Source organism: Francisella sciaenopsi (genome assembly GCF_045862875.1).
GTDB lineage: Bacteria > Pseudomonadota > Gammaproteobacteria > Francisellales > Francisellaceae > Francisella > Francisella sciaenopsi.
Genome location: NZ_BTHG01000001.1, coordinates 97,391 through 114,428, shown reverse-complemented (window position 1 = coordinate 114,428; position 17,038 = coordinate 97,391). Strand labels below are relative to the sequence as shown.

Genomic DNA, 17,038 nt, shown 5'->3' with positions numbered 1-17,038 from the left:
TGTGACATCGTGACAAATATAATTTTTTAGAGGAATCCTCCTACACCTTTAAATTTCTCAACAAAAGCAGCTATTTTTCGGAAAACAGTTTGTTTTTGAGTGCGATATTGAGGGTTTAATGGACTTAATTTAGGTAATGCTTCATTCAGAGCAGTTCCATTTTCAGACGCATACTCTTTCTTTAATGACGAAGCAATATAGCGTTTAGCTGCTTCTTCATTCAACTTTTCAGAAGCAATGATAGCCTCTGCTTCGCGCTTCTGTTCCGCCTGAGCGAACTTAAAGAAGGCGTCGATTATGCTGGCTTTGTCATTGATCTCATCAAGATTTGTCTGGTTAATAAAATCAATCACTAAGCTCTCTTTCGCTCTATTGCCAAGGCTACCGCGAATCATAAGGCGGACTTCTTCAATTAAGCCTTCTTTGTTCTTGTTCTTCTTATTGTGATCAAAAATCAGTTCAAGAATGTAATCGAGATTGATTTCTTGAGATTTAAGCAAATCAACTTCAAAGACCACATCATCCCACTCTACCGTTGACTTATCTTGAGCCTGACCATCTTTATAACGACGTAACCAATCGCGGATATCATTATAGGTAGAGCGATAATCTTGGATAACACGTTCGCTAGGCATATCGATGACCTGCATTTTCTCGATATCAGAATCGTCTAGGTAGTATTTTGACTTGAACTCTTCAACGGCTTGTTCATCATTGGTATCTAGGCCTTGCAACGCTTTTAGACCAACAAACTCATCGTAGTTCTGTAAAATATTTTCTGCTTTAAGGTATTCACCAAAAAGCTTTACAAATTCTTTTTTATCTTGTTCTTTTTCGATGTTTTCTGGGTTTGGAAAGCGTTCTTGCAGCTCTTTTACGATACCAATAAAACCTCGGCGCGCTTGGCCAGTAGTAATATCGTTAAAGCCTTCCATGTATTCTCTATAGCTTTTTTCTAACACCACATTTTTGGTGTTTTTGTCACCAAACAGGGTTATGGCATCAATGGTTGCCTGTTCCAAATCACGGAAGGTAACAATATTGCCAAAGGTCTTAGTCGCATCATAAATGCGGTTAGTGCGAGAAAACGCCTGCATCAAGCCGTGATAGCGTAAATTCTTATCAACAAACAAGGTATTGAGCGTAGGCGCGTCAAAGCCCGTTAAAAACATACCCACCACAATGAGTAGATCTATTTCTTGATTCTTAACTCGCTGGGCAAGGTCACGGTAATAGTTCTGAAAGCCATTACTATTGACACTATAGTTAGATTTAAACATGTCGTTGTAATCCGTAATTGCGGTGCTCAAAAACTCTTTTGCGCTGCTATTCATGGCACTGACTTCAAAGCTCTCATCTAAAATATCACCAATGGCATCCTGCTCTTCGTTGGCAGCAAAGGAAAAGATAGTCGCAATGCGCAAAGGTTTACTTGTAGGGCTATGCTCAGTCTCGGCCTGTAATGTTTTGAAGGTTTCATAGTACGCTTTAGCAGCATCAACACTGCTGACCGCAAACATAGCGTTAAATCCTTTCGCACCCGAATAAACTCGATGCGTTTTCTGGTTAAAATGACTTAGAATGTACTGTGAGATTTCACGAATCCGCATAGGATGTAAAAACGCTTTCTTGTTCTCAGCGGCACTAAACTTCTTATCATCTTGCTCAGTCTCAATGCTCTTAAATTGCGGGCGGACATCGTTATAGTCCACTTTGAACTTGAGTACTTTCTCATCACGAATGGCATCGGTGATCACATACGTGTGCAATTGCTGACCGAACACGCTGCCCGTAGTTTCTGCACCCAAAGCGTTTTCTGGGAAAATTGGCGTACCCGTAAAACCGAACTGGTAGTACTTTTTGAATTTCTTCTTTAGATTTTTCTGCGCTTCACCGAACTGACTTCGATGGCACTCATCAAAAATAAATACCACTTGCTTATTGTATATAGGTAGATGGCTCTCACTTTTGATTAAATTGTTTAACTTTTGGATTGTGGTGACGACAATCTTGTTATCGTCTTTATCTAGATTGCTCTTAAGCCCTGCAGTACTGTCTGAACCGTTCACACTATCAGGCGAGAACCGCTGATACTCTTTCATGGTCTGATAGTCGAGGTCTTTTCTGTCAACCACAAAAAAGACTTTATCAATACAGTCTAAATCGGTGGCCAAACGTGCTGCTTTAAAGCTGGTGAGTGTTTTACCTGAACCTGTGGTGTGCCAAATGTATCCGCTGCTTTCAGTGTTGCTCCAGTTCTTAGCGTTAAAAGCACTCTTTATCTTCCATAAAATGCGCTCAGTGGCTGCAATCTGGTAAGGGCGCATTACTAGCAAGTTATTGCTGACATCAAATACCGAGTAACGCAAGATCACTTCAAGCAATGTCTCTTTCTGGAAAAAAGTAGCCGTAAAGTCTTTTAAATCCTTAATCAGCGTATTGTCTGACTTTGCCCAGTTCATCGTGAAATCGAAGCTATTTTTGTCGCGCTTAGTGGTATTGGCAAAATAGCGCGTGTCGGTGCCATTAGAGATCACAAAAAGTTGTAAGAACTTGTACAACGAGTTTTCAGCATTAAAACTTTCTTTACTATAACGATGTATTTGGTTAAACGCCTCACGAATCGCCACACCACGCTTTTTCAGTTCAATTTGCACTAAAGGCAAACCATTAACCAAAATCGTCACATCATAACGGTTGGCATGGCTTCCCGTTTGTTCAAACTGTTTAATCACCTGCACTTTGTTGCGAGCAATAGTTTTCTTGTCGAACAGGTAGATGTTTTCTATATGTCCATCATCAAAGACAAAATCATAGATATAATCACTATGAACTTTGCGGGTTTTATCAAGAATATTGTCGCTTGGTGTGTTTAGGTATTGCTCGCAAAAACGAGCCCACTCGGCATCAGTGAACTCTACTTTATTTAGTTCTTGTAGTTGTTTACGTACATTCACCATCATTGCATCGAGTGTCGTTAAGGCAGGTAAATACTCATAACCCTGATTGCTTAGATCCTGAATCAGCTCGCGCTCAAGATCAGCTTCGCTTTGATAGTTTTCGGCTATCTGTTCTTGTTTCGTATATTTATCTAAGACGATAAAATTGTTTGACTCTGCAATAGTCTTATATTTTGTCATTTTGTCTAACCTATGTTCGAGTTCCTCTATAAATTTTTTCAATTTCATTTACTAGAAACTTAAAAACTCGTTTGTGATCTTCCTCTACTTCTGAAATTTCTTCAGTAGAATGTTTTGCATGATTGTATAAATTGATAACTCTTGCATAAGGGTTGTCATTATCTTGAGAGTGACTCCCTTTTACTGCTGGTAATAATTCTCCCCACTTTTCATAACCAAGAAACGTCGACGTTTTTTCAAGAACATTGCGTAAAAAATTAAAGTGATATTTATTTATTTGTCCAGACTCTGCAACTTTCATAAGTTCATTTTTTAAATATAAATGATACGAAAAAGGAGAGTCATTTTTCTGCTCAGCCAGCTCATGGTTGCCATCATCAAGCTTACGTAAAACAGACTTAGACGCATTCTTAAATTCGTTATGCAAAACATTATAAAAAAGCGGGTTATGTGTGGTAATAATAAATTTAAGTTTATTATTCGTGCTGGATTTTATTAACAGTGCTAAATCTATAGCTAGGTCAATAAGATGATTGTCATCTAATGAGCTAACAGGATCATCAATAAACACATACTTTAAATCGTTAAACTCTTCAGTTTCGCGCTCAGTTTTTTCAGGTACATTTAAGATGCTAATCACTTGTTCGAGCAATGAATAAAAAATACTCCAAATAAAATTACTTTCTTCACCCTTTGATATTTTAATTTTTCTATCTGATTCATTATCTCCACCTTGATGTGAAAATGTAACCTCAGAAAAGGCTTTGATAGTAACTTCCTTACCATCTTTATCTTTGACTGTATACTGTGGGTTAAAACGGGGGGTGAGTTTATCGTTGGTGTAATGCTGGAACGTGCTGATCACGTTCATATCTTGCCCTTGGTCTTGCAAGATCCAATCGGTAAAAGTATTGGTTTGGATTTTTAGCTTCGGCTCTGCATCAGCATCTAAATCGTTATCCCAGTAAAACAAGTCTTCTGTAAACGCGTTGTAATACAAAATCTTGTGGCGCGACAGATGCGCTTGCTCTGCATCGTCAAACGCATCTTGCCCATCGTCTTTCGGCGCTATGATCTCTTTAAATTCACGCGACAAACGCGTTTTACCTGTGCCATTAAAGGCATAGATCAATTGTACTTTTTTGTCGGAAGCTTTCAACAGCCCTGCTATTTCTGTTAGCGTTTTACTCATTAAGCCACCTCATCCTGTTTAGGGAATCTCAACAACAGATCACGATAATACTCGTATTGCTTTTGACGTAGCTTGATTTCTCGTGGGAGACCTTCTTGGAGCGAAGTTGTTAAGATGTCGAACTTATCCAATATAGCTACAATACGCGCCTGCTCGACTAGTGATTTCTCAGGATCGTCGAGGTATGGCACAGGTATTAGCGTTTTTTTGATATTGTCATTGTACAATCTCTTAATTACACCGCCGTCAGAAACGTTCCAGTTTGCTATTTGATAAAAATAAAACAGGTATTTGTTTAACACTTTACTTTCATCATTTTCAAGCCAAACAATGTTACTGTCTTGAAAATAAGCATCTTCACCATTGAAAATTACTGCTCTGCCAATAGTCCCACTAGCTGATATTAGAATTTCCCCTACTCTGGGGTAGCTATACTTACCCTTGTATTCTTCAAAAATATCTCGGGAAATGAAGGCGTTGGGCTCTTTTCCGAAAGTCCCTATTTTAAAAAATGGGATGTCACCAATGTCAGAAGTCTGATTCTTCATTATGCGTTTACACATGCGAACCTCACCGACCCAACCTAATGTCTTCCACCCAACTTCACCCTCTTCAAAACTTAACAAATGGTCGCGGTAGTAATTGTATTGTTTTTTTCGTAGGTTAAGCTCGGCGGTCAGCTCGGCGGTCAGCTCGGCGGTCATGGCGGTAAATGCGTCCAGAATGCGCACAATTTCAGCTTGTATCGACAGCGATTTTTCTGGGTTATCTGGGCATGGGATGGGGATTTTTTTAGCACAGTAATTACTAATCCATTGCCGTTTATGATCACCTTCAATCAAGTCACTCGGTAGCGTATTCATCCAATAATATACGTACTTCAACATGAACTTTGAATCATCTCTAGATTTAATCATTTTCATTGCTGAGGATTTAGCTTTAAAGTCAAAATCAACCCATTTATTAGCAGTAGTAAAGTCATCAAAAATTATTACAGGATTTTCTGAAGCTCTATTTATCCCGTCTTTTTCGTCCGTATAACCTAAAATAAAAGTTTTTCCCGCAGTTAATACAGGGATTTCAAACGAATCATCATAGTTTTTCGTTTTTACTAGATATTTTGTCGGCTGTTCGTATTGTGTTACATCCCCTAAAGCTAATTCTTCAACCTCAACCCCACCCAGTAGCTTCTCTAAATAGCTCAAATGACTCATGCCTCAATCTCCTCACCTTCAATTTCCGCCACAATGGCGTCGATATCTCTGCGAAGTAGAGTGATTTTAGCAACAGTGGCTTTTAGATCTCGATTGAGTTTAGTAATGTTTGTGACGTCACGATTATCTTTCGCCTCCACATAACTACTAACAGACAAATTATAGTTATTGGTAGCGATCTCATCAAAATCTACTGATTTAGCAAAATATTCCACGTTATCTTTGCTGGCAAACACCTTCATGATGTCTTCAATGTGTTTATCAGTCAGCACATTAGTATTGGTCTCTTTTTTGAAATATGCCTCGCCGCTGGCATCAATAAACTGGGTGCTGGTGTCGGGTTTATGTTTAGACAACACTAAAATATTCACGGCAATGGTGGTGCCAAAGAACAGGTTTGGTGCCAGTGAAATCACGGTTTCGACATAGTTGTTATCAACAAGATATTGGCGAATTTTTTGCTCAGCACCACCACGGTAAAAAATACCAGGAAAACAAACAATCGCCGCACGTCCTTTACTTGATAGATAGCTCAGCGCATGCAGTACAAAAGCAAAGTCAGCCTTAGATTTTGGAGCTAGTACACCTGCCGGTGCAAAGCGGTCGTCGTTGATTAAGGTTGGATCATCGCTACCAATCCATTTCACGGAATAAGGCGGGTTAGAAACAATCGCATCAAAAGGTTTATCATCGATAAAATGCGGATCAATCAAGGTATCACCCAATTGGATGTTGAACTTGTCATAGTTAATGTTGTGTAAAAACATATTCATACGGGCCAAGTTATAGGTGGTATGGTTGAGCTCTTGGCCAAAAAATCCATCCTCAATGATATGCACATCAAAGTGTTTCTTGGCTTGTAGTAGTAATGATCCCGAACCACATGCTGGGTCATAGATTTTATTCACACTAGTTTGGCCGTGCATAGCAAGCTGTGCGATAAGTTTCGAAACATGCTGAGGGGTGAAGAATTCGCCACCTGATTTACCGGCATTCGCTGCATAGTTTGAAATAAGGAACTCATAAGCATCACCGAATAAATCAATTTGATTGTCTTCAAAGTTACCGAAGGTTAAACCCGCCACGCCCTTTAACACTGCTACAAGGCGTTTATTTTTTGCCTCTACAGTATTACCCAGACGATTACTAGTCGTATCAAAATCAGCAAACAATCCTTTTATATCTTGTTCAGAATCATAGCCATTAGCGGAGCTTTCAATGGCATCAAAAATTGCTGCTAAGTCGGTGTTTAAATTTTCATTATTATGGGCATTAGCAACAACATTACTGAATAGCTGACTTGGAAGAATAAAATAACCTTTGGTTTTAATGGCATCTTCTTTAGCAAGCTTAATATTTTCATCATCGTCAGACATGGCAGCATAGTTAACACTCTCATCTCCGCCTGTGATGTAGTTGACAAAGTTCTCACTGATAAAGCGGTAGAACAGCGTACCCAGTACATACTGTTTAAAATCCCAGCCATCCACTGAGCCTCGCACATCGTTAGCAATAGTCCATATTTGGCGTTGAAGGTCGGCGCGTTGTTGTGTCGTTGTCATAATGAAAAATATATTTAAATGTATGAGTTAGATTATAGCCGAAAGTATAGCTATTTTTAATCAAACAATGCGCTATAAATCATAAATATCCGCCGCATAAGATAGCCAACGGCAATAGTCATAGTTGAATCTAGCGGTAATATTAGCTAAGTATCTATCTCGCCTTTTTGACTTGATATCAATTAACTTTGATATGAAACTCGGGACATTCATACTATTAAATATTTCATCATAAACAAATACTACTAACATATAAAGGTGACCTTGATTAATCCAAAAGTCGTTTAACTGTTCTGTTAATAGCTCTTTATTTTCTTGTAGTTTATTTGATTCAGTATAGAACTCTTCATATAACTCAGATGTTTTTTTTGTTTTATACTTTTGAAATATACTTAGTTTTGATAACTCTTTTCTATACTCAGTAATAGATAATTCTATATTACCAGCAATGCCCATTGAATGTTGAATAAATGCATTTTGTGATTTTATGTTTGAGTTAGGAAGTCTGTCATCATAAATAGCATCTTTATTATCTGTAGCAAATGGGTTTGTTACACCTGATATATCATGAGAGTTAAATGTAAATATTTTATCTTGAATGTCTTTACCGTCTTTTAGGGATTTTAAATACTCTAAAACATACTCTAGTTTTGCAACTTCAATATCAGTTGTTGCTCCTTTTTCATACTTTCCATCATTAAGTTTCTTTTTTAGCTTATCTGCTTCATAGAAATTTATGTATACTTTTGCATAGTTACAATAGCAAAGTAGTAATGAGAAAATTATATTTCTTAGCTCTCTAATTTCAAGATTTTTAAATTGTTTCTTAGGTTTAGGATTTGCTGAAAAAGTTAGTTTAGCAGGTCGACTAGACTCACTTCTCTTCAGAATAAATTTACTTATATTTATATCAAAATAATCAAATATTTCTCTAGAAAAACGGTTCTTACCCCAGTTATCTTGAAATTTTTCACACATAACTTTTGTATGATATCCATATATTACTTTCGCTATCGTATTGTTATTTATATTATCCTTATCTAAAAAATGATTACCTAAACAAGTTTCTTCTAATTCATGTTGAATAATTTCTACATTTTTAAATTCAATATCATCTATAGGAAAGATATCTGTATTATACTCTTGCCACTTCAAAGCAGAGAAAACATTATCTTTATGATGGATAAAAGCACATATAAAATATGCTAAATATCTTTGTTGAAATAACCTATGAATTTCAGCAATTGTTTTTTCCTTGAAACTTTGATCGTAATATGACTCAGATATTTTTTTTAAATGGACATCAACCTCTTTAACTTTAAAAATATCTATAATTGGCTGTATATTCATTAGTGACTCTGTGAAAATTGCAGAAAACACATAATTAATAGCATGTTTTTTATTATACTTTACGTTTAAATCGTTAACAAAACTTGATACTTTTTCAAGTTCCGAAATTAAAAATTCTTTTGCGGTAATATTTTTATAGTCAGATAAAAACTTTATCCTTGACTCATCATCTACGTTTACAACTCCCTCTAAAGATTCTATCCTAGTTTCAAAGATATAGTCATTAGTAATAGTATATTTCACATTTATTTCTATTGGATTAGTATTATTCATAATCACTGTAATTTTATTTATTGTTTCATAAAGTATATATTGAACTAATATTTGTATTAGCTACATTTGATAGAATTCTCTTAGTAGTTTTATTAAAATCACCTCCGATACTTTCTGCAAATTTATCAATGATAGATAATATTAAAATGTCTTTTGTACTCATATTATTATTCAAATCATAGCCTTTAACAAACCTCCTTTTCCGAGCTTCTTTATATATTGGAAATGCTGATAATCTTTCAGATAAGTCTCTTTGGATAGTTCTTATAGAAACATTTAACTCTGATGCTAGCTCACTTGATGTATAACCATTGGGGTTATTATTTAGATAATTTAAAATTATTAGGAGCCTATCTAGAGTTTTATTGTAGTCACTTTTGCTTTTCATTTAAAAATAGTTTTTGAATGAGTTTTTACTTGTAGTTTAGCTAGATAAAAAATAAAAAGACATAAGATATTTTAAAAGAAAACAGCTATTTGATTATCAATTTCAAAGGTCGTGATGTCACCTGATAACTCAATATCACGAGCTAAAGATTCAAAGTCGATATAGTATCTTAGATATTCGGGAATTGATGAAATATCTGTAGTTTCTTCTGCATAGTCTTCAACTGAGTCATACAAGCCTATAAAACGATCATTTATCATTTCGATAGCTTCATCAATGCTATTTGTATATTTATAAGCTTCTATAAAAATCTCACCATGTTCTACTATGTTTTGAGCTACTTGAGATATAGTATCTAAACTTTCATACTCTGACAAACCTAGATTATCAAAATCTTCATAATCATGTATTGCCCACTCTTCAGCATCTGGCATAGGTGATTCTGCTAAAATCTCTTGGATTTCTTCTTCTAAAGCTGAAACATCTTGATTTGCGTCAATCCATTTACCGTATAGGATACCATTGTTATAGCTTGCTAAACATGCGATATAAATTTGAGGCTCGTAGTTTGTTGTCATTTTTTACTCCTTTTGTATTCACTGTTACAACAACTTGAAGGACAGCCAATTACAAAACATAGAAAATCATGGTGGAACTCACAGGCAAAACCTTGATTTTATATGGTATTGGCAAACTGGTTTGGTGTATTACAGTGACAAAAGGCATTAGGCAAAAAATACAAACGAAGAGCTTATTTTAGTCATCGCATTAGCTAAAGCTATGCAATGATTATCTAGGTACTTATGGATTAGCAAAGTTAGATGTTTTTTAGAGGTTATAAATACTTTTTTAGTAGTGGCTATACTAAAGCTGTTGGGCTGGCATCAGATGATTTTGTGGATTTGTTAGGTGTTTGAAGTGGCTATTTTTACTAGCTATTGTAGAGGGTGATTGAGTTTAAAGCACTTTTGCTTATCAATAGATATACAGTAGTTATATTCACCACTGTTATAATTATAGATAGATATTTCAGGCATAGTACCTTCTTGAAATTCCATACCTAATCTAATTGCAACTGTTGTTGGTGCTGATATAAATAAATGTAAATGTTTTATATTTGGATATGTAAGTAGATCCTCTCTAAAACTCTTAGCTATATTATCAATATCATTTTTACACCTAATTTGATCATAGCCAGTTTTAGAACTTTTAATCTCTACTATTTCATCAAGTGTTAAATCCTCTGGTAGCTGACTCTCTTTAATACTACCTGTTATAGATACTAAACAAGCTAACTCATTTACTTCTGAGGTATCAATGTTTTTGTGTTTAATTATTTCAGTTTCCAAATGCCTATTGCTATCTTTTTCTTTTTTAAGGAAAAGAGGAGGAGTATCCCTTATTATTTCAATAAAACCTATATTGTTTTTATATTCCCTAAGCATATATCCATAAATAAAAAGGAAAGGTACTCTTGCTTTACCAATTATTACTTTCTTAGTTTTTTGAGGTAAGTACTTAGTAACATCTATAGTATATTCTTTATTAAACACCTCAATCAATTTTTCTGGATCATCTAATTTTTCTACTGATAAATTAAAAGGCTCTACAAAATTATTTTTATATTTTGATTTGATTAATCTTTCCTCATTACCTTGCATTTTCATAAAACCATTAACTCTAATTAAGGTTACATCTGGTTTCTTACGAAAAACATAAGCTAAGACAAAAAGCATTACTGCTGGTATGTAATACCACAGCATTTTAGTAGATGGCTCTTTTGCAAGTCCTAAAGCTAAAGCTGCACAACCCATAGCAATAAAAAAAACACGGAAACCATATTTTTCAATATTTTCAGCAAATTCATTCAAATTTTTCATATATTATATCCTTAACAAAAACTAATTTATCACCTTCACCATACCAAATATTCAATGATTTAGTACCTAATATCAGAAAAATTAACCCCTCACTTTCATAAATAGAATTTTTTAATGCGTTCATCCAATCTTTTTCATCTACATTTGAATACATAGGACATTCTTCTGGATGTGTATGCCAAAGCCCAATATAAGTTATTTCACCAGAACTTTCTTTCCAGAGCTTTTCTACTAATATATTATGTGCAGATGATCTAAAAAAGGTATTACGCGTTGCCTTATCCTCTAGTTGTGGTTCGGTAATATCATTAATAAAATAAGTATCTTCTATAAATTTACCAAGAAGAACTCCACCGCTCTCTTTTTTATTTCCGTATTGAATATGATTTTTGATTTTTTTTAAGCATGAGCTTGAAATATTAATCCTCATTACAACACCTACAATTAATATTCTTTTCAAGAAATTTAATCTGTGATGCATTTGATATATTATCAAAATTGCTAGTAGTACTTAACCCTTCAGCAAATTCACTTTTCCAACTAAAGATAGTGGATTTACTTCTTTGGTTAAAAAGAACCTCCAAAGCTAACCTAGATGCTAGTGTAGCTGTTTGAACAGAGTCTAAGTAGCTAAAACTAGTAAATGTACCAGCACATCCTGTGAGATTTTTAGTAACTTTAGATTCATCTGATTTTATAAACCCAAATGAATCCTCAATTTGATTATCAAAATTAAATAAACACTCAAAGCACATTTCTTCCATATTGATATATATTGCATGACCGCCATATCCATTTGGCTCATTAAAAACATAAATTATATTTTTAATATTAGCTTCAATAAGTTTTGAATTAAGTTTCAAACATTGTGAAACATCTCCTGTCGAAACTATTGTAATAGAAGATTTGTTGAGCTCTTTTATATTATCTTCAGTAAAGTAACAACGCTTCTCATCTATAGTTACATAAGGAATATTTTTTTCAATATGATTTTTTAAGGATTCTGTCTTACTACATCCTCTAATACTATTTGGAAAACCTGTATATATTAAGCCTAATCTATGTCGATAAATATTATCCGTGCTCATATAATCAAAATCGAAGATATTAAATTTTGATATACCACTTTTAGATAATATTGATAGGATTTCAGAGCCTACAGAGCCAACCCCTATGATTGAAATCTCATCATGAATAAGACTTGCACCGCCTCTTTGAGTTAAATATTCTTTATTTACTCTCTTAATCTTAAATATCTCAATCTGAATTTTTTCAAGATTTATATCTAATAAATTACTATTTCTATTTTCTTCAGATATTATTTTAAATAAAAACTGAGCTCTTTCATTATCATTAGAGATTCTAGGTAGACTAATTAAAATATATAGCGGCTTCTTACTATTGAAGTCAAGATTAAACTTTCTCTTTTCTTCAGACTTGATTTTAATCCAAATATTTTTAAATAAATCGTCTAAGTCAACAGGATCTATATAATCATCTAAAGCAAAATGAACACCATTGATAATAATATCGTTTTTAGATATCTCTTTATCAAGGTTCCCAATACCTCTGATATTCTCATATATAAAATAGGGATCTTTCATATCCTTTGTTTTTAGATAGATATATGAAGATTCATTCGTAGCATAATATCCAGAATAAATATATTTTAATTCCGAGTAAAAACCTTCTATTTCATCATAAAGCTCATCTTTATAAACAGCTAAACTACATCTATCTAGAAATTTTAAAATATCTTGTATATAAACATTCAATAAATCATCAGATGAGAGATGATAATTTACAATAGTCCTTTCTTTAGCAGCTTCATAACATATTAAACCGTTATCTGAAATATGAGGAATTTTTCCAATTAAATCTTCATTCTTTAAGTAAACAGAAGGAAAACTAAAAGGTAAAACATCTAATCCTCTAATTTCAACATTGAAAACTAAATTTTGTCTCCCACTCAAGGTCACAAACAAAGAATCATCTCTAATCTCTTTATCTATAACCTTCTCAAAGGTTAATTTATCTAAATCAAGCATTTAAACCACTCGTAACATACGGTTTAACACTTTCTGTTTTCACATCAATATCTTTTCGCCCAAAACATTTTTGCAGAATTTTTATATCATCTTCTTCGATAGCACACTCTAATGCTTCAATAAAATCACCTAACTTATTTTTAAAATCATCTGCCTGTTTAGTAGTCATTTTATAAAAAATATTTGAATAATTTTCTACTGGTAAGTTATAGCTCTCAAAATTTTGATTCTTTAAATATTTTAATGCTAACAATAGTTTTTCGATTACGTTAGATGAACTACTTGGAAAACATTTGAAATAATCAACTAACATAAGTGTTATGCCTATTGAAGCAGGTTCACCACTTAAGTTTTGATAATTTTTCTTTTTCCAATACTTTATTAACCGAGTTATTTGTCTAAACAATTCATTATTATTTGATTGCTCTTTTATATGACTTATTAGACCTTCTGGGTCCATTTGCTTCCACTCTTGATTATTTGATGATTCTTTTCCATATGCTAGATATAGATCTTCGTAACTATCCTTTTTATATATAGCAAAATCAATATGGTAACCATCATTATACTCTACAGTTACACAAGGTGTTTTATAATATACTTGTCTCATGTGTACTTTATTAAGAATATTGAAAATTTCTTTTTTTACTTTCTTACATTCTTCATTTTCAGGTATATTATCAAATACAAGAGCTACATCTATATCATATGATTCAGAACCTATAGGTTTAGTTCCTAGCCTAAGTGCATATGATCCTTGATCAAAAGAATCAACTAAGTTATATTCGCTACCTTTAAGTTTTTCTTTCACTTCACCTAACAATTGAGTTCTTTTACTCTTTATATCACTCCCATCTTTATATCCAAGTTTTATATCTTCATAAAGTTTTGATAACCATTTATCTATATTTTTTTCCATTTTAGCTCCTTGCTAAATTTTTAGTTGCAAAATGGAGTACATATAGTTAGAATTGTGATTGTTCAGTTCAAAATCCTTCACACCATGTACTCACAATAGTGCTATTTTTTATTAGCACATTATTTATAAATGAGGGTTAAATACAATATTTCAAGGATTTTTTTATAGATTTTTGATTTAAATTAGATTTTTATATTTATAAACTCAAACCACTTCCAAACATCTTCAGTTAGATTAAATTGTCGTTTCTGACCATTAGTAGAGATAGTCACTGATTTTATAGATCTCATAGCTTTTTCAACCATTTGTGTCTTAGCTTGATCTGGCATAACATATCTAACTTTAGATATTTGATTAGCTTTTATCATTTTAAGGTACTGCACTATTATCTGCTGATAGCGATATTTACTCTTAATTGTACGCTCAGCCTCTATAGCTATTTTTTGGTTATCTTGTGTAATGATAATAGCATCGGGTCGTTTGACATTTTTACCACCAAACCATTCATCAGTTAGCCATCTACCACTAATATATTTGTCATTCTGTTTAATGGCTTGTAAATGTATCTGCTGACATAGAAACTTATGTAATAATTGGCCATGTTTAAGTTTGCTTATTTCAAAACCTCTTCTATCAAGATGATTAGTTTCTGCCATACCTTGTGAAGAGATACCTATTATCTTATAAGTTTTATTTGGTTCTTCCACACTTGGTAAATTTATCTCTCTAGCAAAGCCTAGTTTTTCTAGCCTTTTGATAAATCCACCAATACCTTGAGATGAGGTAATCCCAGTCACTTCTTTTAAAATTTGTCTATTGGTATAGACTTCATCAGCTAAGAAATTTAAAGCAAGCTTTATTCTTTTATTACCTTGTTCTATAAGATCTTTTCTACCTCTTGTTTCAATCATTATAAAGCTCCCATAATGTCATTACTCTCTTCTTGAACAAGTCTAGAATTACTTAAGCTATAAGGCTCTGCTTGTATAAGAGTAGGATATTCAGTATCACTTGGATATCTAAGTACATCTGTTTGTACTAGCTTAGCTTCTCCTTGTCCAATAAAGATACCGACTTTAGCAGGTAGGTTTTCTAAAAGAGTTGAACTAAATACACTAGTCTTTTGTGAGGTTTGAATAGTTTCAGCTATTTGATCTAACTCTTTTAAGGCTTCATTTCTTTTTATATGCTGTCTTTCAACTTTGATGATTTTTTCACCAGTCATTTTGCTAGCTTTAGCTGATATTTCTTCATGTGGTTGTTGGTAGATAAGCTTTAATGAGTTTATCTTAACAGCCGTCATAACTGCTTTACCATTAACATCAGAATCTATACCTTCTAGAGATTCGAAACTGGTCATATTCATTAGCATAGTACAACCTTTCTTCCTTATTTGTTCTATAGCCGATTTAACAGATTTATTTACAAACTCTGCGAACTCATCCACAAACAAAAAGACATGCTTAGAGTTATTTGGATCTCTATTTTTAATTATCTGTAGAATCCTTATAAAGAAAGCTTTACATAAATAAGTTATTTCATCATCAGCGGACATCTCTGGGCATGATATATAAATAACATCTCCATCCTCAATAGCATCAGCTATTGATAGGCTATTTTGAACCTTAAACATTTCAATGTTAGCAAAGTTAAGAAATTCTTTTACAAACTGCGGTAAATTACCATTATCATCTTTTAAAGCATCTTCGCCATATTTATCAAATACTTTTTTATGTAAGTGATACATACAGCTAACACCATCTAGCTCTTTCTCATAGTAGTTTTGTCTAGCATCCCTAGAGAATTGAGCATAATAGTTACCATCTGTATCTTTGATCTTTAGAGATGGGAATAGTAAGTTAGTTAGCTCTTTAAACTCATAAGGGCTACAGTTTTGTAATAAATCTATTTGAGGTCTGTTATAGTCCTTAAAGTTTATCCAGTGGAATCTTTTACCCATCTTTTCAGCGTTATATTTTAGGTTTTTCATAACATGCTCATCGTTATTGGGATCAAAAGCTATTACTGGATATCCTTTATTAATCATTTGCACCAAAAATGACTGCGAGAATACACCTTTACCAGAACCACTTGCGCCAACTATAGCAAAATGTGGCAATTCTCTATCAATGATTTTTCTATCATTGATATAAATAGGCTTAGCTTTATTATCTATATCTCTAGCAATGAAAGTATGATGATTTTGAAAATATTTATTTGGATCAAAGTTTTTTAGATTACCAAGCTTATATTTTAATTCATCAAGTTCATCTTTAGAGCTGGTTAATCCTTCACTTCTTTTATTGCTAGAAGCTATGTTAGAAATATAATCACTAAATACTGGCTCTATTTTTCTAGGGTATACAGTTTTAGATAAGACTATATGAATTACTATAACTATAGCTAATGTTATATAGAAATATACTAAGTTAGCCCATATATAATCCTCTAGCAAAGAGTAAGCTTTTAGGTATGGGTACTGATTTGTTAAAGTTGCTACCCTATCGAATATATTTCCGTAGAAATTCATAAAATTCACTACTTTGGATACATAAACTGCTATTACCCAACCAGCTCCTATTAAAAAGCATGAAATGACAAATATAAATAATGCTCTGACGCTTAATCTTAAACTCTGAATACCAAAAGTTTGCTGTTGAGATTTAAGCATCGTAAAACCTATATAGTGTGCAACGCTTAAAAATGGAAAAAATATCACAGCTCGCCAAAGCCAACCATAGTCAGAATGAAAGCCAAAACCTCCTGATATTCTCTCCAAAATTGTAAACAATCCTTGTAGGTTTGGACTCCTTGCTGATATTAAAATTGCTATAGCTGAAATCACTGGTAATAAAATCAGCATTAATAGTAATATCTGTATATTGATATTATTTTTATATATATCTTGTTTCATTTTTTTAACTCCTAATCTGAAACGCTAGTAGATTTAGATGACCGTTGGGTTATATAAATCTTTTACATTAGCGTTTCTAAGTATTAAATTATGCGAAGCATTACGCCTTGCCCACCGTCGGCCTGATAGGGTTGACCAACGGGTTTTGCCAGCTTCAG

13 protein-coding genes are annotated in these 17,038 nt (G+C 33.3%); all 13 read right to left on the bottom strand.

All coding sequences use genetic code 11. The features are described from left to right. Positions 1-26: 26 nt before the first annotated feature. Complete coding sequence (locus ACKTR7_RS00550; protein WP_407876537.1) at positions 27-3,188, bottom strand: HsdR family type I site-specific deoxyribonuclease; 3,162 nt, start codon at positions 3,186-3,188, stop codon at positions 27-29. After that, a complete protein-coding gene (locus ACKTR7_RS00545; RefSeq protein ID WP_407876536.1) occupies positions 3,151-4,332 on the bottom strand; it encodes an AAA family ATPase in 1,182 nt (393 codons plus the stop codon). Before ACKTR7_RS00545 ends, ACKTR7_RS00550 begins: the two co-directional genes overlap by 38 nt. Next, complete coding sequence (locus ACKTR7_RS00540; RefSeq protein ID WP_407876535.1) at positions 4,332-5,546, bottom strand: restriction endonuclease subunit S; 1,215 nt, start codon at positions 5,544-5,546, stop codon at positions 4,332-4,334. The genes ACKTR7_RS00545 and ACKTR7_RS00540 overlap by 1 nt, the downstream gene beginning before the upstream one ends. Then, the gene (locus ACKTR7_RS00535; RefSeq protein WP_407876534.1) at positions 5,543-7,108 is read right to left on the bottom strand and encodes a type I restriction-modification system subunit M; all 1,566 of its coding nucleotides are present in this window, start codon (positions 7,106-7,108) and stop codon (positions 5,543-5,545) included. The genes ACKTR7_RS00540 and ACKTR7_RS00535 overlap by 4 nt, the downstream gene beginning before the upstream one ends. 72 nt (positions 7,109-7,180) lie before the next feature. Further along, positions 7,181-8,731 (bottom strand): hypothetical protein, encoded by a 1,551-nt coding sequence (locus ACKTR7_RS00530; protein ID WP_407876533.1) that lies wholly within the window; start codon positions 8,729-8,731, stop codon positions 7,181-7,183. A gap of 25 nt (positions 8,732-8,756) precedes the next feature. Continuing rightward, complete coding sequence (locus ACKTR7_RS00525; protein ID WP_407876532.1) at positions 8,757-9,119, bottom strand: helix-turn-helix transcriptional regulator; 363 nt, start codon at positions 9,117-9,119, stop codon at positions 8,757-8,759. A gap of 71 nt (positions 9,120-9,190) precedes the next feature. Continuing rightward, positions 9,191-9,697 (bottom strand): antirestriction protein ArdA, encoded by a 507-nt coding sequence (locus tag ACKTR7_RS00520; RefSeq protein ID WP_407876531.1) that lies wholly within the window; start codon positions 9,695-9,697, stop codon positions 9,191-9,193. 357 nt (positions 9,698-10,054) lie between these two features. Beyond that, positions 10,055-10,999, bottom strand: coding sequence for an SAVED domain-containing protein (locus ACKTR7_RS00515; protein WP_407876530.1), 945 nt, complete (start codon positions 10,997-10,999; stop codon positions 10,055-10,057). Then, entirely contained in the window at positions 10,983-11,429 is a 447-nt protein-coding gene (locus ACKTR7_RS00510) for a Mov34/MPN/PAD-1 family protein (protein ID WP_407876529.1), read from the bottom strand. The genes ACKTR7_RS00515 and ACKTR7_RS00510 overlap by 17 nt, the downstream gene beginning before the upstream one ends. Beyond that, a complete protein-coding gene (locus ACKTR7_RS00505) occupies positions 11,419-13,047 on the bottom strand; it encodes a ThiF family adenylyltransferase (protein ID WP_407876528.1) in 1,629 nt (542 codons plus the stop codon). Before ACKTR7_RS00505 ends, ACKTR7_RS00510 begins: the two co-directional genes overlap by 11 nt. Then, complete coding sequence (locus ACKTR7_RS00500; protein ID WP_407876527.1) at positions 13,040-13,966, bottom strand: cyclic GMP-AMP synthase DncV-like nucleotidyltransferase; 927 nt, start codon at positions 13,964-13,966, stop codon at positions 13,040-13,042. Before ACKTR7_RS00500 ends, ACKTR7_RS00505 begins: the two co-directional genes overlap by 8 nt. Before the next feature lie 182 nt (positions 13,967-14,148). After that, positions 14,149-14,877, bottom strand: coding sequence for a TriL protein (locus tag ACKTR7_RS00495; RefSeq protein ID WP_407876526.1), 729 nt, complete (start codon positions 14,875-14,877; stop codon positions 14,149-14,151). Beyond that, the gene (locus ACKTR7_RS00490) at positions 14,877-16,496 is read right to left on the bottom strand and encodes a type IV secretion system DNA-binding domain-containing protein (RefSeq protein WP_407876889.1); all 1,620 of its coding nucleotides are present in this window, start codon (positions 16,494-16,496) and stop codon (positions 14,877-14,879) included. The genes ACKTR7_RS00495 and ACKTR7_RS00490 overlap by 1 nt, the downstream gene beginning before the upstream one ends. Between the last annotated feature and the right edge of the window lie 542 nt (positions 16,497-17,038).

Bases quoted from the DNA above. Each gene is read 5' to 3' on its own strand.
- ACKTR7_RS00535 (WP_407876534.1), bottom strand. From the start codon at position 7,108: ATGACAACGACACAACAACGCGCCGACCTTCAACGCCAAATATGGACT.
- ACKTR7_RS00540 (WP_407876535.1), bottom strand. From the start codon at position 5,546: ATGAGTCATTTGAGCTATTTAGAGAAGCTACTGGGTGGGGTTGAGGTT.
- ACKTR7_RS00550 (WP_407876537.1), bottom strand. From the start codon at position 3,188: ATGAAATTGAAAAAATTTATAGAGGAACTCGAACATAGGTTAGACAAA.
- ACKTR7_RS00530 (WP_407876533.1), bottom strand. From the start codon at position 8,731: ATGAATAATACTAATCCAATAGAAATAAATGTGAAATATACTATTACT.
- ACKTR7_RS00495 (WP_407876526.1), bottom strand. From the start codon at position 14,877: ATGATTGAAACAAGAGGTAGAAAAGATCTTATAGAACAAGGTAATAAA.
- ACKTR7_RS00490 (WP_407876889.1), bottom strand. From the start codon at position 16,496: ATGAATTTCTACGGAAATATATTCGATAGGGTAGCAACTTTAACAAAT.
- ACKTR7_RS00510 (WP_407876529.1), bottom strand. From the start codon at position 11,429: ATGAGGATTAATATTTCAAGCTCATGCTTAAAAAAAATCAAAAATCAT.
- ACKTR7_RS00545 (WP_407876536.1), bottom strand. From the start codon at position 4,332: ATGAGTAAAACGCTAACAGAAATAGCAGGGCTGTTGAAAGCTTCCGAC.
- ACKTR7_RS00500 (WP_407876527.1), bottom strand. From the start codon at position 13,966: ATGGAAAAAAATATAGATAAATGGTTATCAAAACTTTATGAAGATATA.
- ACKTR7_RS00505 (WP_407876528.1), bottom strand. From the start codon at position 13,047: ATGCTTGATTTAGATAAATTAACCTTTGAGAAGGTTATAGATAAAGAG.
- ACKTR7_RS00520 (WP_407876531.1), bottom strand. From the start codon at position 9,697: ATGACAACAAACTACGAGCCTCAAATTTATATCGCATGTTTAGCAAGC.
- ACKTR7_RS00525 (WP_407876532.1), bottom strand. From the start codon at position 9,119: ATGAAAAGCAAAAGTGACTACAATAAAACTCTAGATAGGCTCCTAATA.
- ACKTR7_RS00515 (WP_407876530.1), bottom strand. From the start codon at position 10,999: ATGAAAAATTTGAATGAATTTGCTGAAAATATTGAAAAATATGGTTTC.